This window comes from Micromonospora musae, assembly GCF_003626545.1.
In the GTDB taxonomy this organism is placed as follows: Bacteria; Actinomycetota; Actinomycetes; order Mycobacteriales; family Micromonosporaceae; genus Micromonospora; species Micromonospora musae.
The window spans coordinates 247,835-270,605 of the sequence record NZ_RAZS01000003.1; the positions used below are offsets into that span (position 1 = coordinate 247,835).

Consider the following 22,771-nt stretch of genomic DNA (forward strand, 5'->3'; position numbering starts at 1 on the left):
CCGCTTCCCCCGTTCGAGTCAGTTGACGGCGGCAACGGCCACCCGTCCTCAGATGGAACGAGAAAGCGGACAAAACGTTATGAAACGGTTAGTCGTGTCGGCGCGGCGACGCAAGTCCCGGTGGTGATCCCTGCCCAGCGCGAGGCGGCGGCCTCAGCGGCGGGCCGTCACGCGGGCCATGAAGTCACGGATCAGTTCGGCGACCTCGGTCCCGGCGCTCTCCAGCAGGAAGTGGCCGCCGTCGAGCAGGTGGATCTCGGCGTTCGGGACGTCGGCGGCGAAGGCGCGGGCGCCGTCGGGTCCGAAGATCGGGTCGTTCCTGCCCCAGGCGGCGAGCACCGGCGGGCGGTGGTGGCGCAGGTATTCGTGCAGCGCCGGGTAGAGCGGTGGGTTGGTCGCGTAGTCGCGGAAGAGCGCGAGTTGGATGGCGTCGTTGCCGGGTCGGGACAGCAGCGCGAAGTCGTGCTGCCAGGTGTCCGGGCTGACCAGCGTCTCGTCCGGTACGCCGGTGAGGTACTGCCACCTGGTCGTCTCGAGCGTCAGTGCGCCTCGGATGCCGGCCTCGGTCTCGGGCGTCTGCTCGCGGTGGTAGTCCCACACAGTGCGCCAGAAGTCGGGGAGGAATCCGGCGTCGTAGCCGTTGCCGTTCTGGCTGATGATCGCGGTCACGGCAGCCGGGTTCGCCAGGGCCAGGCGCCAGCCGATCGGGGCGCCGTAGTCCTGGACGTACATCGCGTAGCGCCGCACCTCGAGCTGGCCGAGCAGTCCGGCGGTGAGGTCGGCCAGGGCGTCGAAGGTGTAGTCGAACTCGTCGGCCGGCGGAGCGGCGGAGAGCCCGAAGCCGAGGTGGTCCGGGGCGATCACCCGGTACCGGTCGGCCAGCGCGGGGATCAGGTTCCTGAACATGAAAGAGCTGGTGGGAAAGCCGTGCAGAAGCACGATCGCCGGTCCGTCGGCCGGGCCGGCCTCCCGGTAGAAGAGCCGCTGGCCCTGAACGGTGGCGTAACGGTGGTGAACGACAGTCATTCCTAACCTCCAAAGCTTGCGCTGGCGGTTAGAACCCAAGCATGAGATGGCGTAACCTGTCAACTGCCGTTTGGGGGTTAGGATGGTGGTCGTGTCGAAGATTGACGAGGCGGACGAGACCCTGCTGCTCGACCTGCTCAACACCACCCCGGTTGTGGACGGCGTGCAGCGCGACGACCTGGGCGCCGTCGAGGCCGCCCGGAAGTGGCTCACCGCCCACGGCCAGCCGCCCACCGAGGGCGAGTGGCGCGCGTTGCTCGACGCGCGCCGTGCGCTGCAGCGTCTCGTCCGAGGAGACGGGTCCGCGAGCTCCGTCGCGCGCTTCGTCGACGGGGTGAGCTACCGGCCGTCGATCGTCGACGACGGGATCACCTGGACCCTCGACCTGCCAGGAGGGCGGTCGGCGGCCGCCCGGGCGGTGCTCGCCTGGGACGCGCTGCGGGTGTCGAGCCCCGGCCGGCTGCGCCCCTGCGCCAACCAGGAGTGCCGGCGGTTCCTCGTCGACCACAGCAAGTCCAACAGCGCCCGCTGGTGCTCGATGGCGATCTGCGGCAACCGGATGAAGGCCCGCCGGCACTACGAGCGCAGCCGCCGGCCGCAAGCCGGCTGAAACAGGGGCTACGCGACGGCAGGTGCGTCGCAGACGGTGCAGACCGAGGTGGAGGCCAACTCATGTTCAGGCGCTTCCCCGCACCCGCCCGTCACCTGCTCGCTCACGACTTCGAGGAACCGCGCTCAGCCCTCGTGGTCGTGGACGATCGTAGTCATCACGAGGAAGGGGACGCCGATGGCGAAGACGTGGCTGATCACGGGAAGCTCTCAAGGGCTGGGTCGCGAACTCGCCGAGGCCGTCCTGGCGGCCGGAGACTGCCTGGTGGCGACCACCAGACGCCCGGAGCAGCTCGACGACCTCGTGGAACGCCACGGCGACCGGGTCCGTGCCCTGGCGTTGGACGTCACCGACGCCGCCGCGGCCCGCGGTGTCGTACGGGAGGCGACCGACGCGTTCGGACGCCTGGACGTCGTCGTGAACAACGCCGGCTACGCGGACGTGGCCTCGATCGAGGACATGCCCGAGGACGAGTTCCGCGCTCAGGTCGACGCGAACTTCTACGGCGTGGTCAACGTGACCCGCGCGGCGCTACCCGTGCTGCGCGAACAGGGCGGCGGCCACATCATCCAGATCTCCTCGGTCGGTGGCCGGGTGGGCGGCCCAGGTCTGGGCGCCTACCAGGCGGCCAAGTGGGCGGTCGGTGGGTTCTCCGAGGTCCTCGCCAAGGAGGTGGCCTCCTTCGGCATCAAGATCACGGTCGCCGAGCCCGGTGGTATGCGTACGAACTGGGCGGGCTCCTCGATGACCACCCACCCCATCAGCGAGCCCTACAAGCCGGTCATCGAACCCACGGTCGCCCGCATGCAGGCCTCGAGCGGCAAGCAGCCGGGCGACCCGGCGCGGATCGCGCAGGTCATCCTGGACCTCACCGAGGCCCCGGACCCTCCGCTGCACCTGCTGCTCGGATCCGACGCGGTCGCGGTCGCACGAGCCGCCGCGGAGAACCTCGCAGCCTCCGACGCCAAGTGGCGCGCCGTGAGCGAGTCCGTCGGCTACGACGAGGAATAGCGCCGTGGCCCGTAGGGCTCAGCGTCGACTGCGGCCGTCCCCGGGTGAGGATGTCGGTCGGTCGCCCTACGGTGTGCGCCGTGAATGCCGTCCAGACGTACCGATACCTTCAGCCGTCCGCCCTCGGCGCCACCGGCCTCGACCTGCAGACCTGCGGCGGCCCGGCGGCCAACCCGCGCTTCTTCTCCGGGTTCCTCACCGCCCCGGCGGCAGCCGCCGCCGGCCTCCTCGCCGTCGCCGAGGTCGCTCGCACCCGCTACCACCAGCCTGTCAGTCCGGCCAGTCTGGATCCGGTGGTCACCGGCAGCCGCGATCGGCTGCGCTTCGAGTCCTTCTCCGGTTGCTGCGGCGTCTACGCCCGGATGGATGTCGGCCCGGCCGGCTTCGACGGCGACGTCGTCGGGCACGGCACCACCAACGTCGACGTCAACCCGCCGCTGCGGGAGGCGCTCGCCCGGGTCGGCGGGATCGAGCCGCTGCACATGGCCGTCGGCCCGGACGACCTCACCGTCTCCACCATCGACGGCGCGGTGGTGGAGCGGAAGGTACCGCTGCCGGGGCGGTGGCTGCGTGGCTTCGCCGAGGTGCACGTGCTCACGGCCGGGTTCGAGCCACGCGCCGAGATCCCCGCCGCCGAGGCGGCCGCGTTCCTGCGCCGGCTGCCCGGCGCCGGCGACCGCTCGGTGCTGTGGGCGCTACCGGCCGGGCGTACCCTCCGGCTGACCTCACGGCCCGCACCGGGTGCCGTCTGCCTGGCCGGCGCGGGACGGCTCGCGGCGCTGCGTGGGCTGGTCCGGCACGCCCGCACCCTGCGGGTGTACGGGCCCGCGGTGCGCGCCGGTTCGCCGGCCGTGCCGAGCACCTGGGAGCTGGACACCGGGGCGATGCGGCTGTCGCTGACCCTCTCTCCGGAGCCGTACCGGGGCTTCTCCGGTGAGGGCGCCGCCCTGCTCGCGCTCGCCGCCGACGAGGTGATCGACGACGCGGAGCTGGTGGGCGCCCTGCTCTCCTGGGACCCGACGGTCGACGTCGCCGCGCTGGCCGACGCGGCCGGCCTGCCCGACGATCGGGTCCGCGCCGCCCTGGCGCAGCTCGGCACGGCCGGGCGGGTCGGTTACGACGTCGCCGACGGCGCGTACTTCCACCGGGTGATGCCGTACGACGCGGGCCGCGCCGAACGGGACAACCCACGTCTGGTCGCCGCGCGAGCCCTGGTCGAGCAGGACGCCGTCCGCCGGGACGGGGAGCACGCCACGGTACGCGGCGGCGAGGAGGAGTACCGGGTGCGCCGGCTGCCCGACGGGGTTCTCACCTGCTCCTGCCGCTGGTGGGCGCGGCACCAGGGACAACGCGGCCCGTGCAAGCACGCCCTCGCGGTGTCCATGGTGACGGCGCAGGCGGAGGTGCCGGCGTGAACAAGATCTTCGGCCCGCTGGGCCGCGGCGACGTGCCGGTCGTCCAGTCGATGCTCGCCGGGCTGGACGAGCCCGCCCGGCGGGCGCTCGGCGACGAGCTCGTGGCTCATGTGCGGCGTCTGCGGGACAACTGGTGGTCGGGAAAGGAAGCGACCGCTCTGGCGGTGGTGGCCGTGGGCACGCTGAGCACCGCCTCGAAGGCGGCGACGCTGCTCGGCCGCCGGTCGGTCGAGCTGCGCGACGTCGACTGCGAGCCGGTGATCGCCGTGGCGCGGCAGCGCGGCGTCACCTGGCTGGCCGACCTGGCGTACAAGCTGGCAGACCGGCTGCAACGCAACCGGCCCTGGGAGAACTGGCTCTTCGTCGAGGCGCTGCTGCTGGCCGAGCGGGCGGCGCCACCGACGGGGGACGCGTTCGTCTCCGGCTGGGCGTACGCCATGTGGTGGCGGAACTCTCCGCGGGAACTCGCCCCGCTGGCCGACCGGCTTCGCGTCGATCCGTTCCTCGACGTGCTGCTGCCCCGGCTCTTCGAAGTGGACGGAATCGGCGACTACCTGAACTCCCCCTACGAGCGGCAGCGGGTGCCGCAGGCGCTGGCCGCTCTCGCCGAGCAGGGGCGGCTGGACCGGTCGGTGCTGCTGGACGGGGTGCTCGGACGGCTGCTGCGTGGGGACCGGCCCGCAGCGCTGCGCCCGTTCCTGGCCCTGCACGACCTGCTGGCGCCCACCCCGACGGAGACGGCCGACCGAACCGCCCCCTACCTGCGGCTGCTCGCCGACGCGCCCGGCCCGGTGGCCACCCTGGCCCAGCGGACCCTGCAGAGCCTGGGGGAGACGGTCGAGCTGGAGGCCGTCCTCGACGCCGCCCGGACCGTTCTCAGCAGACCCGAGAAGGGTCTCGTCCGGGCGCAGCTGACCTGGCTCGACCGGTTGGCCCGGCAACGGCCGGACCGGGCCGCGGAGATCGCCGAAGTCCTCGCCGTGGGTGCCGATCACCCGGCGGCCGACCTGCGGGACCGGGCGGCGGCCCTGGCGCAGCGGCACGGTCACCGGCCGGTCGCCACGGTCACCGCCCCGAGAGCCCACGACGAACTGCCGTCGCCGGTCCCGCCCGCCCCCGCATCGGCACCGATCACCGACGTGGACGAGCTGACCGAAGAGGTGTCCGCGCTGCTCGCGCACCGGTGGTCCGCACCGGCCGTGGAGCGGGTCCTCGACGGGCTGGTCCGGCTGGCCACCACCGACCGCGACCGGCTGGCAGCCGCCCTGCTGCCGCTGCTGCGGCGCGAGCAGGTGGGCGTCTACGACCACCCGTGGGCGGTGTACAACCTGGCGGTTCAGCTGCACAACGTCCTGCTGGCCGCCGCCTCACCGACGGAAGCGGCCGGCAACCACGACCAGTGGTCCGGCATTCTCAGCGAGTCGCTGACCAGGACGCTGCGTCCCTTCCGAGGCCGCCCGGCCGTGCAGCCGCCCAACCGGTCCGCGCTCACCCTGCTCTACAGTGCACGGCTCGCGGAGATCGGCCAGCGGCTCTCCGGCCAGCGCGACCCGGGACTGCTGGCCGCCCCGACGTCGAGCACCGGTGCCATCGACCCAGCTGCGCTCTACGAGCGGCTGGCCGCCCTCGGCGACCGTCCGGTGTGGCGGTGGGACCTCACCCAAGCGCTGCTGCGGCTACCGGTCGGCGTGGACGAGACGCTGGCCTCGCGGGCCGCGGCGCTCGGCACCACGGCCGGGGACGAGCTGGCCAGCTGGCTGCGCGGCGACGCCCTGCCGACGCCGGTGCACCAGGTCCTCACGGTCACCGGCAGCCACGACTACGCCTACGACCGGCGGGTCATGCGTACCGTCGTCGCCAGCACCCCACCCGAGGGAGTGGCCGACCCGCTCGGGTTGCTCACCGTACCGACGAAGCAGCACGGACAGCGCAACGGCGGCTGGAGCGACCTGTGGCCCGCGTTGCTACCCGGACATCGGGGCCTGGTCGCCGCTCACCTGCTACCCCGGATCGCCCTGGCCGCACAGGACGACGTCCGGGAGACCGCCACCATCCTGCCGGTGCTCGCCGAGTGCACCGGCGCCGGCGGCCCCGCGCTCGACCTGGCGCTGGCCTACGGGTTGTGCGCCCGGCACGAGGTGGACCGGGCGGCCGCGGTCGACGCGTTGCTGATGCTCGCCGCCGCCGGTGACCTGGACGCCTCGGGCGTCGGCGGTCAGCTCGGCGCGCTGGCGGCCGACGGCCAGGTGACGCTGACCCGGGCGGTGACACCGCTGCGCGACGCGGTCGCGGCCGGCGCCCGCCTCAGCGTGTGGCGGCTGCTCGCCGCCGCGGTGCCGCCGCTGCTAGCCGCGTCGACCCCGCCGCGCGGCACGCCCGACCTGCTCACCCTGGCCGCCGAGACGGCTGGTGCGACGGGCGTACGCATCGACGTGCCGGGGCTGGCCGACGTGGTGGCGCGCGGCGGCGGAAGTCGGCTGGTGACCGAGGCGCGCCGGCTCACCACCGCGCTGGCCGCCTGACCCCGATGTCGGCCCGCCCGTATCGTCGGGCGGGCCGACACCGGTCCGGTTTTGTTGCGACGGCCGCAGGTCGCCGAAGCGAATTGACGGCCGTCGTGCCATTTCTGCATTCGTGATGCATACACCCTCGGTGAGACCCGAAACCGATCGAAGAGTCGACGGTTGAGGTGGCCTGACGTGAGCGGACACCCCTCAAGTACGGCCGCGCCTCTGTGTGCAGCCGGACGAGTAACGTCTCGGCGCATGAGGATTCTTGTCGTCGGTGCGGGCGCGACCGGAGGCTACTTCGGCGCCCAACTTCAGCAGGCCGGCCGGGACGTCACCTTCCTCGTCCGACCGAAGCGCGCCGATGTGCTCCGCGAACGGGGGCTGCGCATCACCGGCCTGGGGGCCGAGACGGTACTCACACCGCGGTTGTTGACCGCCGCCGAGATCGACGGACACTACGACGTCGTCCTCGTCTCCGTGAAGGCCACCGCGCTACCGGCGGCGCTTGACGACGTCGTCGCCGCGGTCGGCCCGCGCACCACGGTGGTTCCGTTCTTGAACGGACTGGCGCACATGGACACGCTCAACGACCGGTTCACCTCGGATGCCGTGCTCGGAGGCGTCGTCCGTGTCCTCACCACACTCGACGCCGAGGGTGACATCGTCCGGCTGGGCACGCTGGCCGAGATCGTCATCGGCGAACAGCAAGGTGGCACGTCCCAGCGCGTCGAGCAGATCGCCGAAGCGCTCGCCGGCGCGGGCTTCGAATTCTCCGTATCGTCGGACATTCGCCGAGCCATGTGGCACAAGTGGGTCTTCATCAGCACGCTGGGCGCGCTGAACACGTTGGTCCGCGGTTCGGTGGGCAACGCGGCGGCGGTCCCGGGCGGCGAGGAACTCGGCCGGCAGATCGCGACCGAGGCCGCCGCCGTCGCCGCAGCGGCGGGCTACCCGGTGCCGAAGCAGGCCCTCGACAACGTGCGGGCGTTCGTCACCCGGCGCGGCTCGGTCGACACGGCCTCGCTCTACCGCGACCTGATCGCCCGGCAGCCGACCGAGGCCGAGCAGATCTTCGGCGACCTGACGGCGCGGGCCCGTGCGCTCGGCGTATCCACCCCGTTGTTGGATGCCACGACGGTTGCCCTACGCGTACACGAGCAGAGCCTCACCCGCGGGTAGGGGTCCCGTCGGTCGGGCGGGGGCGGAGTCCGTTGAGGGCGGTGGTCACGACGCTGTCGACGTACTGGGTGGTGAGGGGCCCGGTGCGCTGTAGCCACCGGTTGAGCACCGGTCCCCAGATCAGCTCCACTGCCACGTCGAGGTCGAGGTCCTCGGCGAGCTGGCCGGCCTGCTGAGCACTGCGCAGCCGTCGTCGCTTGGCCTCCTTCAAAGGCCCGTCCAGTCGTTCGGCGTACGCGGCGGCCAGCTCGGGATCGTGCGCGATCTCGGTCGCCAGCGCGCGCATCGGCTGGTCGTAGCGGGGATCGTTCAACTCCTCGATCGTGGCGCGTAGTACCGCAGTCAGGTCCGCTTCCAGGTCCCCGGTGTCGGGCAGTACCGGAGCCTCCCCGTCGCTGCCCTCACTGAGCATGAGGAAGGCATCGAAGATGACCGCGCCCTTCGACGGCCACCAGCGGTAGATGGTCTGCTTGCCGACGCCCGCGCGCGTGGCGATGCCCTCGATGCTGACTTTGGCGTAGCCGACCTCCTGCAGCAGGTCGAACGCGGCGGTGAGGATGGCGCGCCGCGAGGTCTCTCTCCGGCGGGCCGCGTTGGGCGTGGCTCTCTGCCGCGTCGTCATGCGTACAACCTAGCAAAGCCGAGACGGACCGTATCGTCTTGACGAGTGGATCGACCACACCTACTCTCATCCCATCAGCGAGACGGACCGTCTCGTCTCATGCAGGATGGAGATCGACTGTGCGCACCTCACCCGCCCCGCGTACCTGGTTCATCACCGGCGCCAGCCGCGGCCTGGGCCGCGCGTTCGCCATCGCCGCGCTCGAACGCGGTGACCGGGTGGCCGCCGCCGCCCGGACCATCAGCCGGCACGACTTCGACGAGCGCCATGGTGACAGGCTCCTCGCCTTGACGCTCGACGTGACCGACCGGGCGGCGGTCTTCGCCGCCGTGGAAACCGCAGTCGAACACCTCGGGCGGCTCGACATCGTCGTCAACAACGCCGGCACCATGTCCATGGGCATGGTCGAAGAGTTCACCGAGGCTGAGGCGCGGGCGCAGTTCGAGGTCAACTTCTTCGGCGCGCTCTGGGTCGGCCAGGCCGTGCTGCCGCACCTGCGGGCCCAGCGGGCCGGCCACATCGTGCAGGTCTCCAGCATCGCCGCACTCGGTGGCTTCCCGAGCACCGGAATGTACAGCGCGAGCAAGTTCGCGCTGGAGGGCATGAGCGAGGCCCTCGCGATGGAGGCGGCGGCCTTCGGTGTCACCGTCAGCATCGTGCAGCCCGGCGGCTACTGGACCGACCTCTACACCAGCATGACCGCCACGACCCCCGCCGAGGCCTACGGTCCACTCCGTGCCGAGCTGGAGCGGCAGTGGGCCGAAGGCTCCATCGACAGCGAACCCCGCCTGGCCGCCGAGGCGCTGCTGAAACTGGTCGACAGCGACGAGCCGCCGCTGCGACTCCTGCTCGGCAGCATGGTGTACGACCTGGCGTTCGACATCTCCCGGCGGCGGATGGAGACCTGGGCGGGCTGGGAGCAGGTCAGCCGGGCCGCCGAGCATGCCGTCCCCGCCGCCGATGCGACACACTGACCTCACGACGTCCGGCCAGGCCACGGCATCACAACACCACCACCGACCCGGCTGCCCGCCCGAACTCGTGGCGGGCGGCCGGGTCGGCGGCCGGCGACGCGTTGACGTGCGCGCTCCGGTTCTCCGACTCTCGGCTGTTCGTGGTCGTGGCGCTGGCCGCCGCGCTGCATACCTGCCCCGACGGCCGAACGGCGCGCCGGGAGACGCGGCCGTGGCGCGCGATGTGGGCGCCTGGACGGCCGCCGAGGTGAATCCGCGAGGGCTACCGGCATCGACGGGATATGGTGCCCGCCGCCTTTGGAGCTGAATCGCCTACGACATCGGCTCGCGTGGGCGCGGCGTTCGGTGTCGCCAGCCGGGCCGGCTTCGTGGGCCCCGGCCCCCGGCCCCCTGTGAGGCGACGACGGGCACGGCGGAGCGTCAACGCCGAACCGCGGGCTCGCCGACTCGCCTGCGACATCAGCTCCAAAGGCTCCGCGCGCACCTGGCTAACGCGCCACCATCAGCCCCAAGGCCGTGCGACTCACGCGCCACCATCAGCCCCCCAAGGCCGTGCGACTCACCCGCCACATCAGCCCCAAGCGCCCCGTGCGCTGGCACGCCGCCAGGTAGCCCCGAGGCCCGCACGTACGCTGACATGCCCGCGACATCAGCTCCACAGCGATTGATCGCACCACGGTGGCATCACCTGGCATCATGACTCTTGCCAGTGGCATCACCGTGATGCCATACTGGCGTCATGGAGCTTGGTGTGTATGTGGATGCGGTCCGGCGTGATCTCGCGGTCGCGGCGGCGGCCGGCGGTGAAGAGGCCCAGGAACTCGGCGAGCGGCTCGTCGCGCCGCTGGAGTCGGCGATCCGGCTCGCCCTGCTGGATGCGCTCTCCGAGGCGGCCACCGAGATCACCCGCGATCTCGCGCCCGGCTCGGTGGACCTGCGTCTGCGTAACCGGGAACCGAGCTTCGTCGTGACGCCACCGGCCGCCGAGCAGTGGGCCGACGAGACCGAGGGGGCTGCGGCACCCCCGCCCAACCCGCTGCCGCAGCCCCCCACCGACGGCGAGGACGAGGCGACCGTACGGATCAGCCTCCGCCTGCCGGAGAACCTCAAGGCCCGCGTCGAGCACGCAGCCGCCAGCGCCGGCGTCTCGATCAACACCTGGCTGATCCGAGCCGCGGCCGCCGCGGTCGACGCCCCCCACCAGCGGCCCGAGCCCGACAACCCCCGGCGCTCCGCCCCCGTCACCGGAGGGCAGCGCTTCACCGGCTGGGTGCGCTGACGCACCGGGCCCACCGACTACCCGAAAGGGGAGCACCATGCCTTCCTTCGACACCCCCGGCCCCATCTCGGCATCCGTCGAACTCGTCGCCGGCGACGTCCGGATCAACGCCGGCCAGCGCCCCGACACCGTCGTACAGGTGCGGCCGGCCGACGAGTCCGACGACCGCGACGTGCGCGCGGCCGCACAGACCCGAGTGGAGTACGCCTCCGGCCGCCTCGTGGTACGCGGCCCCAAGCAGTCCGGCTTCGGCATCTTCAACAAGATCGGCTCCATCGAGGTGACCATCGACCTGCCAGCCGGCTCGGGCCTCGACGGGAAGCTGGGCGTCGGCGCCGTCAACTGCTCCGGCCCACTGGCCGACTGCCGGCTCAAGAGCGGCGCCGGTGACCTCCAGGTCGAGGACACCAGCGCACTGCGCCTGCACACCGGCTTCGGTGCGGCCATCGCCGAGAACGTGGCAGGCGACGCGGAGGTCACCACCGCCTCCGGCAAGCTCAGCGTCCGCGCCGTCGCCGGGCGGGCCGTACTGAAGAACGGCAACGGCGACACGTGGATCGGCGAGGCGGGCGGCGAGCTTCGCATCAATTCCGCCAACGGCCAGGTCGCCGCCGAACACACCGCCGGCCCCGTCACGGCCAACACCGCCAACGGTGACATCCGCATCGGTGAGCTGGTCCGCGGATCGGCGACGCTGCGAACCGCGGCCGGACGGATCGAGGTCGGCATCCGGCGCGGCACCGCGGCCCGACTCGACCTGCACACGCACTACGGCAAGGTTCGCAACGAACTGGAGTCCACCCCCGGCCCCGCCGACACGGACGAGAAGGCCGAGGTACGTGCCCGTACCGCATTCGGCGACATCATGATCCACCGCGCCTGAGCGACCCCACCACCGTTTGATCCGGTCGCGGGCTGACGCCCGGACCGGCGATGACACGCGCCCTCGTACCCCGGTCCAGCCCCTCCGGCCCGACCGGCGATGGCACGCGCCCGAATCCCGAAACTCTTGAACATTGGAGGAGCAATGACGGTCACCACCGCCACGCGGCCGGCTATCTCAGTCTCCGGCCTCCGCAAGTCGTTCGGCGACAAGGTCGTCCTCGACGGCATCGACCTCGTGGTCACCGAAGGAACGGTCTTCTCGCTGCTCGGGCCCAACGGCGCGGGCAAGACCACCATGGTCCGCATCCTGTCCACCCTGGTGCCCGCCGGCGGCGGATCGATCCGGGTGGCCGGGCACGACCTCGCCAAGGAGCCCGACGCGGTACGCGCGGCGATCGGCGTCACCGGCCAGTTCTCCGCCGTCGACAACCTCCTCACCGGCGAGGAGAACCTCAAGCTGATGGCCGACCTGCACCACCTCGGACGCGTCGACGGCAGACGTCGCATCGCCCAGCTCGTCGAACGCTTCGACCTCGGCGAGATGGCCCGCAAGCCCGCCTCCGTCTACTCCGGCGGCATGCGGCGCCGCCTCGACCTGGCGATGACCCTCGTCGGCGAGCCGCGGCTGATCTTCCTCGACGAGCCCACCACCGGCCTCGACCCCCGCAGCCGGCACGCGATGTGGCAGATCATCCGCGGACTCGTCGCCGACGGAGTCACGATCTTCCTCACCACCCAGTACCTCGACGAGGCCGACCAACTCGCCGACCGGATCGCCGTCCTCGACCACGGCCGCATCGTCGTCGAGGGCACGCCCGACGAGCTCAAGAGCCGCATCCCCGGCGGGCACATCCTGCTGCGGTTCGGTGACCCCACCGCGCTGCACACCGCCGCCCGAGTGCTCGCCGCCGCGCACATCGACGACGACGCCCTGACCCTGCAGGTTCCCAGCGACGGCGATGTGCGCTCGCTGCGCGCCGTGCTCGATCGACTCGACGACGCGCATCTCGAGGTCGACCGGCTCTCCATCCACACACCCGACCTGGACGACGTCTTCTTCGCCTTCACCGGCACGCCCGTAACCGCCGCCGCGACCGATGCGACCACTGGGGGACACCGATGACCAGCCTCGCCTACACCCTGACCGACTCGGCGACCATGTTCCGCCGGCAGCTACGCCACATCCAGCGGTACCCGTCGCTGACCGGGATGCTGATCGGAATGCCCGTCGTCCTGCTGCTGCTCTTCGTCTACGTCTTCGGGGAGACGCTGGGCGCCGGACTGCCCGGCGGCGGCGACCGCGGTGCGTACATCAACTACCTGGTCCCCGGCCTCCTGCTCTTCGCGGCCTCCGGGGCCGCCCAGGGAACCGCCATCTCCATGGCGATGGACATGACGGAGGGAATCATCGACCGCTTCCGTACCATGGCCATCTCCCGCGCGTCCGTCCTGACCGGACACGTGCTCGGCAGCCTGATGCAGACGATGCTCTGCATGGCCGTCCTGCTCGGCGTCGCGCTGGCCATCGGATTCCGGCCCACCGCCACCCCGCTCGAGTGGCTCGCCGCCGCCGGTGTGCTCCTCGCCGCCGGATTCGCGCTGACCTGGCTCTCGGTCGCGCTCGGCCTCATCAGCGACAGCGTCGAGACCGCCAGCAACACGCCCATGTTCCTGATCCTGCTGCCCTTCCTGGGCAGCGGCTTCGTACCCACCGACACCATGCCGACCGTCCTGCGCTGGTTCGCCGACTACCAGCCCTTCACCCCGGTCACCGAGACGCTGCGCGGGCTGCTGCTCGGCTCGGGAATCGGCGCCAGCGCGCTCATCTCGCTGGCGTGGTGCGCGGTGATCTCGCTCCTCTCGTACCTCTGGGCCAAGCGCGCGTTCCGCCGCCGGGCCGCACGGTAGGTCGAGCGCGCGAGTGCGGGGCGGAACGCCGACGGCGTTCCGCCCCGCGCCGCCACGGACATCTGCGAGCGCCGTCAGACGAGGAGCAGGGTCTTACCTAGAGCGCGCCGGGCCTCGATCATGGCGTGCGCCTCGGCCGCGCGCTCCAGCGCGAAGGTCTGCCCGATGACCGGCCGCACCCGGCCCGCCGCCGCCTCGGAGAGCACCTGCTCGGCCCACCGCTGCTTGTGCGGCACGAAGCCGAAGAGCTGCTCGATGCCGAGCACCCGCACTCCGCGCCGCCGGGCCTCGGCCGGGTCGATCGCCGTCGCCCGGCCACTGGCCGCGCCATGCACCGAGAAGCGGCCGCCCTCCGCCGTCACCTCGAACGCGGCCCGGCCGACCTCCCCACCCACCCCGTCGAAGACCACGTCGGGACCAGCGCCCCCGGTCGCCTCGACCACCTGCTTAGCCCACCCCGGCTCGGAGTAGTCGACCGTCGCCTCCCCGCCCAACTCCCGGGCCAGATCCAGCTTCCGACGGCCACGGGCCGCCGCCACGACCCGGGCGCCGGCCGACCGAGCCAGCTGCACCAAGAGGCTGCCGACACCGCCACCCGCCGCCTCGACCAGCACCCACTCGCCGGGACGGATCCCGGCTCCCTCCACCAGCCCCAGCGCGGTGCTTCCGTCCGGGAGCAGGGCGCAGGCCTCCGGCAGGCCGAGCCCCTCCGGCACCGCGACGAGGTCCTCGACCGTGGCCACCGCCTGCTCGGCAAAACCGCCGCTCCCGCCGGTGCCCGCGATCACCCGCCGTCCCCACCAGCCCGGATCAACACCCGCGCCGACAGTTCGCACCCGGCCGCCCACCACACCGCCCGGCACGTACGGCAACTCAGGTCGGTCGTGCCACTTGTCGGTACCCCGCCGGATCTGCGTCTCCACGAAGGTGATGCCCGCGACGGACACGTCGACGACGACCTGACCCGCTCCGGCCACCGGATCGGGCACCTCGCCGGGCACCAGCACCTCGGGACCTCCGAACCGGGTCACCTGCACTACCCGCATACCGATCACTCTCCTGTACGTGGCTCGTCGCACCGCGACACAAGGAGTGTTCGACCTCAACCGGCGTTGAAGTCAACCGGCGACGACCCCACGGATCGTCCGACCGGACGCGACGTGTCGGGCATACCGTCGAGAGCTGCCCGCCGGATCGACGACCACTGCCGAGGCGCCGGGGATTTCGCCGACAGCGTAGGTTTTCTGCCGCTGGCTAACCGCCCTGGTGACGAGCCCGCTACGCATGTTTCAGTGCCCGCATGAACATCTTGGTACTCGGCGGCACGGCCTGGCTCGGCCGCGAGGTGGCCCGGCAGGCGGTGCGGCGGGGCGATGCGGTGACCTGCCTCGCCCGGGGTGAGAGCGGGCAGGTGGCCGACGGGACGACCCTCGTCCGCGCCGACCGGCGGCAGCCGGACGCCTACGACGAGCTGCTCGACCGCGACTGGGACGCCGTCGTGGAGGTGTCCTGGCAGCCGGGCTTCGTCCGAGGCGCGCTACGGTCGCTCGCCGAGCGCGCCCGGCACTGGACGTACGTCTCCTCCGGCAACGTCTACGCCTCCCAGGCCAGCCCCGGTGCGGACGAGTCCGCGCAGCTGATGCCGCCGACCGAGCTGGACGTCGTCACCCGCGAGCAGTACGGCGAGGCCAAGTCGGCGTGCGAGCAGGCGTCGGTGTCCGCGCTCGGGGACCGTCTGCTGATCGCCCGGGCCGGACTGATCGGGGGACCGGGGGACCACAGCGACCGCACCGGCTACTGGCCGGCCCGCGCCGCCCGTGACCCGCAGAGCCCGATGCTGGTCCCGGCCACCTCCGAGCAACCGACGCAGGTCATCGACGTCCGCGACCTCGCCGCCTGGCTGCTCGACTCGGCCCGGGACGGGATCACCGGGACCTACAACGCCGTCGGTCCGATCGTCCCCTTCGCCGAGTGGGTCGAGCTGTGCCGGGTGGCGGCGGGGCACAGCGGACCGCTGGTCACCGCCGATCCGGCCTGGCTGCTGGAGCAGGGCGTGGCGGAGTACATGGGCCCGGAGTCGCTGCCGATGTGGCTGGTCGAGCCGGGATGGGAGGGCTGGTCCGCCCGCAGCGGCGAGGCCGCCGCCCGCGCCGGGCTACGGCACCGGCCGCGCAGCGAGCTGATCGCGGACACGCTGGCCTGGGAGCGGGAGCAGGGGCTCGACCGTACGCGGCGGGCCGGGCTGAGCGCCGAGCGTGAACGCGCGCTGCTCACCGCGCTGCGGTGACGTCCGCTCGTGGTCAGGTGACGTCCGCTCACCGGTCAGCGGCAGAGCGTCCGCCGCCGGTCATGGGCGGCCCGATGGGCCGGATCCGCTAGCGCGCGGCGAGCCGCTCCATCAGGGCGGCGCTGCGCGCCAGCACCTCCCGCTCCTCGGCGGTGAGCTCGGCCTCGATGGCCTGGGCGAGCCAGCCGGCCCTTCGGCTGCGCTCCGCGTCGAGTGCGTCGCGTCCTGCGGGGGAGAGCTCGACCAGGGACTTGCGGCCGTCGGTGGGGTGCGCCCGGCGGGCGACCAGGCCCTGCTCCATGAGGAGCCCGACCGCGCGGGCCATGGACTGCGGGCGTACGCGCTGGTCGGCGGCGAGATCGCTGGTGGTCATGGCGCCGTCGCGGTCGAGCGTGCCGAGCACGGCGACCTGGCCGAGCGGAATTCGGTCCTCGTGCCGCACGCGCCGAGTGAGCTTACCCATCGCGGTACGCAGTTCGGTGGCGACGTTGGCGGATTCCGGGGCGGGCATAGGGCACTTTAACGCCCGCCAACCTGCGAGCCCGCGCACCCTGACCTGCGCAACTCACCTCTACAGCAATGCTGAACAGCATTGCTGTAGAGTTCGCTCCGCCGTGGCACGCGCCAGCGCTGTCGCAGCAGGGCCGCGGCGTGCCACAACGGGAAGGAACTCCCCGTGTCAAAGGCAGTTGCGCAAACCGCCATCCAGTCCGTCACCGCCCGATCGGTCCTCGACAGCCGCGGCAACCCCACGGTCGAGGCCGACGTCCTCCTCGCCGACGGCTCCCTCGGGCGCGCCGCAGTTCCGTCCGGCGCCTCCACCGGCGCACGCGAAGCCGTGGAACTGCGCGACGGAAACGCCGAGCGTTGGCACGGCAGAGGCGTCGACCGGGCCGTCGCCCACGTCAACGGCGAGATCGCGCAGACGGTCGTGGGGCGCGACGCCGACGACCAGGCGGGCCTGGACGCAGCGCTCGTCGCGCTCGACGGCACGAGCGACAAGTCCCGGCTCGGAGCCAACGCCCTGCTCGCCGTCTCTCTCGCCACCGCCAAGGCCGCCGCGGCCGCCCACCGCCAGCCGCTCTACCGCTACCTCGGCGGCGCCGACGCCCGCCTGCTCCCGCTGCCCATGATGAACATCATCAACGGCGGTGCCCACGCCGACAACCCGTTGGACTTCCAGGAGTTCATGATCGCGCCGGTGGGCGCGAAGACCTTCGCTCAGGCTGTTCGGATGGGCTCCGAGGTCTTCCACACGCTACGTCGCGACCTGTTGTCCGCCGGGCACTCCACAGGTGTCGGCGACGAGGGCGGCTTCGCGCCCGCGCTGCGCACCGCGGAAGAGGCGCTGGACTTCGTCCTGGCCGCCATCGAGCGCACCGGATACCGCCCCGGCGCGGACATCGGCCTGGTCATGGACCCGGCGTCGTCGGAGTTCTTCCAGGACGGCACGTACGTGTACACGGGCGAAGGGGTGCGGCGCACGCCGAGCGAGCACGCGGACTACCTGGCCAAGCTGATCGACTCGTACCCGATCGTCTCCGTCGAGGACCCAATGGCTGAGAACGACCTGGACGGCTGGCGCGAGCTGACCGCCCGCGTCGGCGACCGCTGCCAGCTCACCGGCGACGACGTGTTCTGTACCAACGAGAATCTGCTGCGCGAGGGAATCCGCACGGGCGTCGGCAACTCGATCCTGGTGAAGGTGAATCAGATCGGCACCCTGACCGAGGCCTTGGCCGCGGTCACCACCGCACACCGCGCGGGCTGGACCGTCGTCATGTCGCACCGCTCCGGCGAGACGGAGGACACCACGATCGCGGACCTGGCGGTGGCGACGGGCTGCGGCCAGATCAAGACCGGCTCACTGTCGCGCTCGGACCGCACGGCGAAGTACAACCAACTCATCAGGATCGAGGAGGAGTTGGGCGCCTCGGCACGGTACGCGGGCGGGTCCGTACTGCGAAACGCCTGATCGCTGACCGGCCGATCAATCAGAACAGCGACCGCAGCCGGCCGACGATGCCGGCTGCGGTCGCTGCGCGCCCGAGCGGCGTTCGTGCCGTCGAGCAGGCAGCTTTCCGTCGCTCGTACCAAAGTTCTGCATAGCCTGGCGGAAGTTAGAGATCAACGTCTATTTCATTCCGGTGGCACAGCCGTTACCGTGAGTCAGTCCATGATTCGGCGACCATGGATGAGCAGGTCAACGCCCCTACGGATGTAAGCAACCGACGTTGAGGCTCCGGTCACGACGTACGGCGTCCCGTGCGCACCCCGATCCGGCCGACACCCGAAGACCAGACGATCCGGGTGACGGTCCAGCGCGGGGATTGAAACGATCCAGCAGGCGGCCAGGCCGCCGGAGAGGACGACCATGCCCACCACCGAACCCGAACTCCCCCAGGACCCGGCGGTACGCCGCAAGCTCACCCGTCGTGGCATCCTCGCCGCCTCGGCCGGCGCCGCCGCGGCGCTCGGCGCGGTCGGTATGAACGTGCTCCAGACCAACCAACCGGCGATCGCCCACGGCCAGCTCCGGGCCGAGCCCCTGATCCCGACCCGCAATCGCGGCATCATCCTCTACAGCGTCCGCGACCGGATCACCGCCGCCCCGGACGACAGCGGCGTGCCGTACGGATTCGAACGGGTCCTCGCCCGACTCGCCGAACTCGGCTACAAGGAGATCGAGTTCGCCGGCTACACCCAGCACAGCTCGATCCTCGGCCGGCAGATCACCCCGGCCGAGATCCGCAAGATCCTCGACGACAACGGGTTGGTCGCCAACGGCTGCCACGTCTCCATCAACCCGGCCACGTTCGAGGAGCAGATGGATATCGCCGAGACGCTCGGCATGAAGAACCTCGGCACCGGCAGCGACCCCACCAACTCCAGCTACACCGCCGACTGGGACGCCGCCGCCGACGTCTGGAACGACCTGGGCCGCCAGGCCCGCAAGCGCGGGCTGCGCCTCTACACCCACAACCACGACGCCGCGTACTCGTTCCTGCTCGACGCCGGGCCGCTGGACGCCAACGGCCGGCCCACCCGCTCCTCCGGCACCCGACGCCTGGAGTACTTCTTCCGCAGGACCGACCCGCGCTACGTCTTCTTCGAGCTCGACATCTACTGGGCGTACGTGGCCCGGTTCAAGCACCAGAAGTACGTCGACCGGTACGGCCACGAGCGCACCGACCTCTTCGACCCGATCCTCAACGTCGTCAACCAGAGCAAGCGGTTCCCGCTCTTCCACGCCAAGGACGGCAACCGCAACAGCGCTCTGGCCAACGGCCACGAGATGGTGCACTTCGGCGAGGGCGACATCAACTTCCAACAGTTCTTCCAGACCATCGGCGACCCGGACTTCCGCCACGCCAACTGGGAGCAGGACAACGCCCCCGGCGGCACGACGAACCCCGGCCAGTCGCTGGACTTCGCGGCACTCAGCTACACCAACATGTCCGAGATGACGATCTACCGCCGCTGACCGCCGGGTCGGGCGCGGCGGCGCGCGCCCGGCCTCCCGGCACCACTCGGAATCCACCCCCCGACCCCGGAGGAGACATGGCACGACCCCTGCGTCGCCGGGTGGCCATCCTGGCCGCCGCCGCCCTCGCCATTCCCGCCGCCGCGGCGCCAGCCGCCGCCGCGCCCGACCCCACCCCCACCGTCGCGCCGAGCGCCGAGAACCTCGGCGTCGAGAACGGCCCCGCGGCCCTACGCTCCGCGGTACGCGCACCGCAGAGCTACCGGGTGCTCGTCTTCACCAAGACCGCCGGGCAGCGCCGGGCCTCCATCCCGGACGGTGTGGCGAGCATCCGCGCCCTCGCCCAGGCCAACGGCTTCACGGCGACCGTGACCCAGGACGCCGGCGCGTTCACCGCCGCCAATCTCGCCAAGTTCCGGGCGGTGGTGTTCCTGAACACCACCGGCGACGTCCTCAACCCCGGCCAGCAGGGCGCGTTCGAAAGCTACGTCACCGCCGGCGGCGGGTACGTCGGCGTGCACGCCGCCGCCGAGACCGAGCCGGACTGGCCGTTCTACCAGAGCCTCGTCGGCGCGAAGGTCGCCTCGACCAGCGGAGTCGAGCCGGGCAACGTCGACGTCGCCGACCGGGCGCACCCCTCGACCGAGACCGTGCCGCGCACGTTGACCCTGACCGAGGAGTGGTACAACTTCACCGCCAACGTACGGGGTCAGTCGCACGTGCTCGCCACGGCCGACGAGAAGAGCTTCGCCGGCGGGACGATGGGCTACGACCACCCGATCAGCTGGTGCAAGGACTACCAGGGCGGCCGCTCGTGGTACACGGGGCTCGGTCACTCCATCGAGACGTACCGGGCCAACGCCTTCAAGAAGCACCTGCTCGGCGGCATCCAGTGGGCAGCAGGTGTGGTCGAGGGCGACTGCGGCGCCACCGTGCTCGGCAACTACGAGAAGGTCACCCTCAACGACGAGCCGGGCGAACCCATGTCCCTGGCCGTCCTGCCCGACGGCCGGGTCCTGCACAACACCCGCGGCGGCCAGGTGCGCCTCTACGACCCGGAGAGCGGCGCCAGCCCGGTCATCACCACGATCCCCGTCTACACCCACGACGAGGACGGTCTGCAGACCATCTCGATCGACCCCGACTTCGCCGCCAACAAGTGGGTCTACGTCTACTACTCACCACGGTTGAACACCCCCGTCGACAACCCGGCCACGCCGGGCGTCAACGAGGGTGACGCCCCGGCCACGAGCACCGACCCGACCGTCTGGGACAAGTTCAAGGGCTACAACCAACTGTCCCGGGTGAAGTTCGTCGAGACTCCGACGCCACACCTGGACATGACGACCGAACAGCAGATCCTCCGCGTCGACGTGGACCGGGGCATCTGCTGCCACGTCGCCGGCAAGGTGAAGTTCGACGGCAAGGGCAACCTGTACCTGATCACCGGTGACGACACGAACGCCGGCGGCTCGGACGGTTTCGCCCCGATCAACGAGTCGCCGACGCAGGGCCCCGGGTACGACGCGCAGCGCTCCTCGGGCAACACCAACGACCTGCGCGGCAAGGTGCTGCGGATCAAGGTCAAGCCCAACGGGACGTACACCAGCCCGGCCGGGAACCTCTTCCCCGAGACGCAGGACCACGACGACAAGACCCGACCCGAGATCTTCCTGATGGGGCTGCGCAACCCGTTCCGGTTCGACGTGGACGATGCCGGCCGGGTGTACGTGGCCGACTACTCGCCGGACAGCCGTACGTCCAACCCCACCCGAGGACCGGAGGGGACCGGCCGCTGGTTCGCCACCGACAAGGCCGGCAACTACGGCTGGCCGTACTGCTACTCACCGAGCCTGGCCTACGTCGACTTCGACTTCGTGACCCGCACCTCCGGGCAGCCGTTCAACTGCGGCGCCCCGGTCAACGACTCGCCCCGCAACACCGGCCGCAGCGTCCTGCCGGCCGTCCAGCAACCCCAGTTCTGGTACACGTACGAGAACCGGACCCCCTGCGCGAGCGCCTACCTGGAGACCCCGCCGATCGCCTGCGACTTCAAGTGGCCGGTCATCGGCACCGGTGGCGTCGGCCCGCACGGCGGACCGATCTACACCTACGACCCGGAGAGCACCTCGGCCACCAAGTTCCCCGAGTACTACCAGAACGCGGTGGTCTTCGGAGAGTTCACCCGGGACAAGCTCTTCATGATGCGCACCGACGGCCGGGGCAACCTGGTCGGCGTCGAACAGTTCCTGCCCGGAGTCGTCTTCGACAACCCGATGGAGATGGAGTTCGGCCCCGACGGCAGCCTCTACCTCCTGGAGTACGGTGACGGCTTCTTCAATGCCAACCCCGACGCCCAGCTCTCGGTGATCCGGTACGTCAAGGGCACCCGGTCACCCGTCGCGGTGCTCAACGCCACCCCCACCTCCGGCCAGGCGCCCCTGACCGTCCAGTTCTCGGCGGCCGGTTCGCACGACCCGGACCCGGGTGAGTCCATCTCCTACGCCTGGGACTTCACCAGCGACGGCACCGTCGACTCGGCGGACCCGACCGTCTCCCACACCTACACCGGCAACGGGACCTACACGGCACGCCTCACGGTCACCGACTCCAGCGGGAAGACCGCCGTACTGACCAGGGAGATCACCGTCGGCAACACCGCTCCGACGGTGACCGTCACCGCCCCGGTCAACGGCACCTTCTTCAACTGGGGCGACCAGATTCCCTACACCGTCGAGGTCACCGACCCGGAGGACGGGCCGGTCGACTGCTCCCGGGTCACGGTGACCTTCGTCCTCGGCCACGACACCCACGGTCACCCGGACAGCTCCACCACCGGCTGCACGGGAGTGCTCCAGTCACCGGCCGACGGCGCCGACCACGCCGGCGGTTACCTCTACGGCGGTATCACCGCCTCCTACACCGACCTCGGCGGCGGCGGTCAACCGGCGCTGACCACCGTCGGTCAGGCGATCATCCAGGTGCCCCGGCAGCAGGCCGAGTTCGCCCAGATCCAGCAGGGCGTGACCGTCGCGAACACCGGTGACACCGGCGGCGGCCAGCACCTCAGCGGCCTCGATCCGGGCGACCACATCGCCTTCGACCCGATCAACGTCGGCGACGCCACCGCCGTCACCTTCCGGTACGCGGGCGGCTCGGCAGCGACCGCGGGCACTCCGCGCGCCGCCGTCGAGCTGCGGGTCGGCTCGCCGACCGGTCCGCTGGTCGCCACGGCTGTACTGAACGCCACCACCGGCAACAACGCCTGGTCCAGCCAGACCGTGCCGGTCAGTTACCCGGCCGGAGGACACCGTCTCTACCTCGTCTTCCAGTCGGTGAGCGGGGGACCGGCGACCGGCCTGGGCAACCTGAACTGGGTCGAGTTCACCCCGTAAGCCCCGTGACGGCGGCTCCCGGCCCTCCCGCCGGGAGCCGCCACCACGACCGGCGCGGCGTGAACCCGCGGCTCGACCGAGCAGCGGCGACCACCCGCCCGAACGCCCGAGCCCGCCCGAACGGATCCGAACGACCCCGAACGCGCCAACCCCGCCCGGCCGGTGAATGCGCGGCTACCGTCGGCA

18 protein-coding genes are annotated in these 22,771 nt (G+C 71.4%); 14 read left to right on the plus strand and 4 right to left on the minus strand.

The window, feature by feature from the left end; genetic code table 11:
- Nucleotides 1-153: 153 nt before the first annotated feature.
- The gene (locus D7147_RS09375; RefSeq protein WP_120675782.1) at nt 154-1,026 is read right to left on the minus strand and encodes an alpha/beta fold hydrolase; all 873 of its coding nucleotides are present in this window, start codon (nt 1,024-1,026) and stop codon (nt 154-156) included.
- A gap of 91 nt (nt 1,027-1,117) precedes the next feature.
- On the opposite strand from D7147_RS09375, the gene D7147_RS09380 reads away from it, so the two are divergent.
- The 5 genes from D7147_RS09380 to D7147_RS09400 all read left to right on the plus strand — a co-directional run bounded on the left by D7147_RS09380 (nt 1,118) and on the right by D7147_RS09400 (nt 7,751).
- A complete protein-coding gene (locus tag D7147_RS09380; RefSeq protein ID WP_233563048.1) occupies nt 1,118-1,636 on the plus strand; it encodes a CGNR zinc finger domain-containing protein in 519 nt (172 codons plus the stop codon).
- Nucleotides 1,637-1,813: 177 nt separating this feature from the next.
- Nucleotides 1,814-2,647 (plus strand): oxidoreductase, encoded by an 834-nt coding sequence (locus tag D7147_RS09385; RefSeq protein ID WP_120675786.1) that lies wholly within the window; start codon nt 1,814-1,816, stop codon nt 2,645-2,647.
- Nucleotides 2,648-2,727: 80 nt separating this feature from the next.
- Nucleotides 2,728-4,062, plus strand: coding sequence for an SWIM zinc finger family protein (locus D7147_RS09390; RefSeq protein ID WP_120675787.1), 1,335 nt, complete (start codon nt 2,728-2,730; stop codon nt 4,060-4,062).
- A complete protein-coding gene (locus D7147_RS09395; RefSeq protein ID WP_120675789.1) occupies nt 4,059-6,584 on the plus strand; it encodes a DUF6493 family protein in 2,526 nt (841 codons plus the stop codon). The genes D7147_RS09390 and D7147_RS09395 overlap by 4 nt, the downstream gene beginning before the upstream one ends.
- A 177-nt stretch (nt 6,585-6,761) precedes the next feature.
- Nucleotides 6,762-7,751: a ketopantoate reductase family protein gene (locus D7147_RS09400; RefSeq protein ID WP_233563049.1), complete on the plus strand. Its 990-nt coding sequence runs from the start codon at nt 6,762-6,764 to the stop codon at nt 7,749-7,751.
- Here the strand turns inward: D7147_RS09400 and D7147_RS09405 are convergent.
- A complete protein-coding gene (locus D7147_RS09405) occupies nt 7,738-8,373 on the minus strand; it encodes a TetR/AcrR family transcriptional regulator (protein ID WP_120675793.1) in 636 nt (211 codons plus the stop codon). The genes D7147_RS09400 and D7147_RS09405 overlap by 14 nt on opposite strands.
- 119 nt (nt 8,374-8,492) lie before the next feature.
- Between D7147_RS09405 and D7147_RS09410 the strand changes: the two genes are divergently transcribed.
- From D7147_RS09410 to D7147_RS09430, 5 genes are all read left to right on the plus strand, one after another.
- Nucleotides 8,493-9,347 carry an SDR family oxidoreductase gene (locus D7147_RS09410; RefSeq protein ID WP_120675795.1) on the plus strand — a complete coding sequence of 285 codons (855 nt, stop codon included), beginning with the start codon at nt 8,493-8,495 and terminating at the stop codon, nt 9,345-9,347.
- Nucleotides 9,348-10,086: 739 nt separating this feature from the next.
- Complete coding sequence (locus D7147_RS09415) at nt 10,087-10,626, plus strand: toxin-antitoxin system HicB family antitoxin (protein WP_120675797.1); 540 nt, start codon at nt 10,087-10,089, stop codon at nt 10,624-10,626.
- Nucleotides 10,627-10,663: 37 nt separating this feature from the next.
- Nucleotides 10,664-11,509 (plus strand): DUF4097 family beta strand repeat-containing protein, encoded by an 846-nt coding sequence (locus D7147_RS09420; protein ID WP_120675799.1) that lies wholly within the window; start codon nt 10,664-10,666, stop codon nt 11,507-11,509.
- 144 nt (nt 11,510-11,653) lie between these two features.
- Entirely contained in the window at nt 11,654-12,634 is a 981-nt protein-coding gene (locus tag D7147_RS09425) for an ATP-binding cassette domain-containing protein (RefSeq protein WP_120675801.1), read from the plus strand.
- The gene (locus D7147_RS09430; protein ID WP_120675803.1) at nt 12,631-13,419 is read left to right on the plus strand and encodes an ABC transporter permease; all 789 of its coding nucleotides are present in this window, start codon (nt 12,631-12,633) and stop codon (nt 13,417-13,419) included. Before D7147_RS09425 ends, D7147_RS09430 begins: the two co-directional genes overlap by 4 nt.
- 74 nt (nt 13,420-13,493) lie before the next feature.
- On the opposite strand, the gene D7147_RS09435 is transcribed toward D7147_RS09430, so the two are convergent.
- A complete protein-coding gene (locus tag D7147_RS09435; protein ID WP_120676699.1) occupies nt 13,494-14,465 on the minus strand; it encodes a zinc-binding dehydrogenase in 972 nt (323 codons plus the stop codon).
- 254 nt (nt 14,466-14,719) lie between these two features.
- Here D7147_RS09435 and D7147_RS09440 point away from each other — a divergent pair, with 254 nt between their 5' ends.
- Nucleotides 14,720-15,706, plus strand: a complete 987-nt coding sequence (locus D7147_RS09440) for an NAD-dependent epimerase/dehydratase family protein (protein ID WP_120675805.1) — start codon at nt 14,720-14,722, stop codon at nt 15,704-15,706.
- An 88-nt stretch (nt 15,707-15,794) separates the two neighbouring features.
- Here the strand turns inward: D7147_RS09440 and D7147_RS09445 are convergent, their stop codons facing one another.
- Entirely contained in the window at nt 15,795-16,217 is a 423-nt protein-coding gene (locus D7147_RS09445; protein ID WP_120675808.1) for a MarR family winged helix-turn-helix transcriptional regulator, read from the minus strand.
- Nucleotides 16,218-16,382: 165 nt separating this feature from the next.
- Between D7147_RS09445 and eno the strand changes: the two genes are divergently transcribed.
- From eno to D7147_RS09460, 3 genes are all read left to right on the plus strand, one after another.
- Nucleotides 16,383-17,681 carry a phosphopyruvate hydratase gene (gene eno, locus D7147_RS09450; RefSeq protein WP_120675810.1) on the plus strand — a complete coding sequence of 433 codons (1,299 nt, stop codon included), beginning with the start codon at nt 16,383-16,385 and terminating at the stop codon, nt 17,679-17,681.
- A 399-nt stretch (nt 17,682-18,080) separates the two neighbouring features.
- Nucleotides 18,081-19,190, plus strand: coding sequence for a sugar phosphate isomerase/epimerase family protein (locus tag D7147_RS09455; protein WP_120675812.1), 1,110 nt, complete (start codon nt 18,081-18,083; stop codon nt 19,188-19,190).
- Nucleotides 19,191-19,267: 77 nt separating this feature from the next.
- Nucleotides 19,268-22,585, plus strand: coding sequence for a ThuA domain-containing protein (locus D7147_RS09460; protein ID WP_120675814.1), 3,318 nt, complete (start codon nt 19,268-19,270; stop codon nt 22,583-22,585).
- Nucleotides 22,586-22,771 lie beyond the last annotated feature (186 nt).

Bases quoted from the DNA above. Each gene is read 5' to 3' on its own strand.
- D7147_RS09375 (WP_120675782.1), bottom strand. From the start codon at position 1,026: ATGACTGTCGTTCACCACCGTTACGCCACCGTTCAGGGCCAGCGGCTC.
- D7147_RS09385 (WP_120675786.1), top strand. From the start codon at position 1,814: ATGGCGAAGACGTGGCTGATCACGGGAAGCTCTCAAGGGCTGGGTCGC.
- D7147_RS09405 (WP_120675793.1), bottom strand. From the start codon at position 8,373: ATGACGACGCGGCAGAGAGCCACGCCCAACGCGGCCCGCCGGAGAGAG.
- D7147_RS09415 (WP_120675797.1), top strand. From the start codon at position 10,087: ATGGAGCTTGGTGTGTATGTGGATGCGGTCCGGCGTGATCTCGCGGTC.
- D7147_RS09420 (WP_120675799.1), top strand. From the start codon at position 10,664: ATGCCTTCCTTCGACACCCCCGGCCCCATCTCGGCATCCGTCGAACTC.
- D7147_RS09425 (WP_120675801.1), top strand. From the start codon at position 11,654: ATGACGGTCACCACCGCCACGCGGCCGGCTATCTCAGTCTCCGGCCTC.
- D7147_RS09430 (WP_120675803.1), top strand. From the start codon at position 12,631: ATGACCAGCCTCGCCTACACCCTGACCGACTCGGCGACCATGTTCCGC.
- D7147_RS09435 (WP_120676699.1), bottom strand. From the start codon at position 14,465: ATGCGGGTAGTGCAGGTGACCCGGTTCGGAGGTCCCGAGGTGCTGGTG.
- D7147_RS09440 (WP_120675805.1), top strand. From the start codon at position 14,720: ATGAACATCTTGGTACTCGGCGGCACGGCCTGGCTCGGCCGCGAGGTG.
- D7147_RS09445 (WP_120675808.1), bottom strand. From the start codon at position 16,217: ATGCCCGCCCCGGAATCCGCCAACGTCGCCACCGAACTGCGTACCGCG.
- D7147_RS09455 (WP_120675812.1), top strand. From the start codon at position 18,081: ATGCCCACCACCGAACCCGAACTCCCCCAGGACCCGGCGGTACGCCGC.
- D7147_RS09460 (WP_120675814.1), top strand. From the start codon at position 19,268: ATGGCACGACCCCTGCGTCGCCGGGTGGCCATCCTGGCCGCCGCCGCC.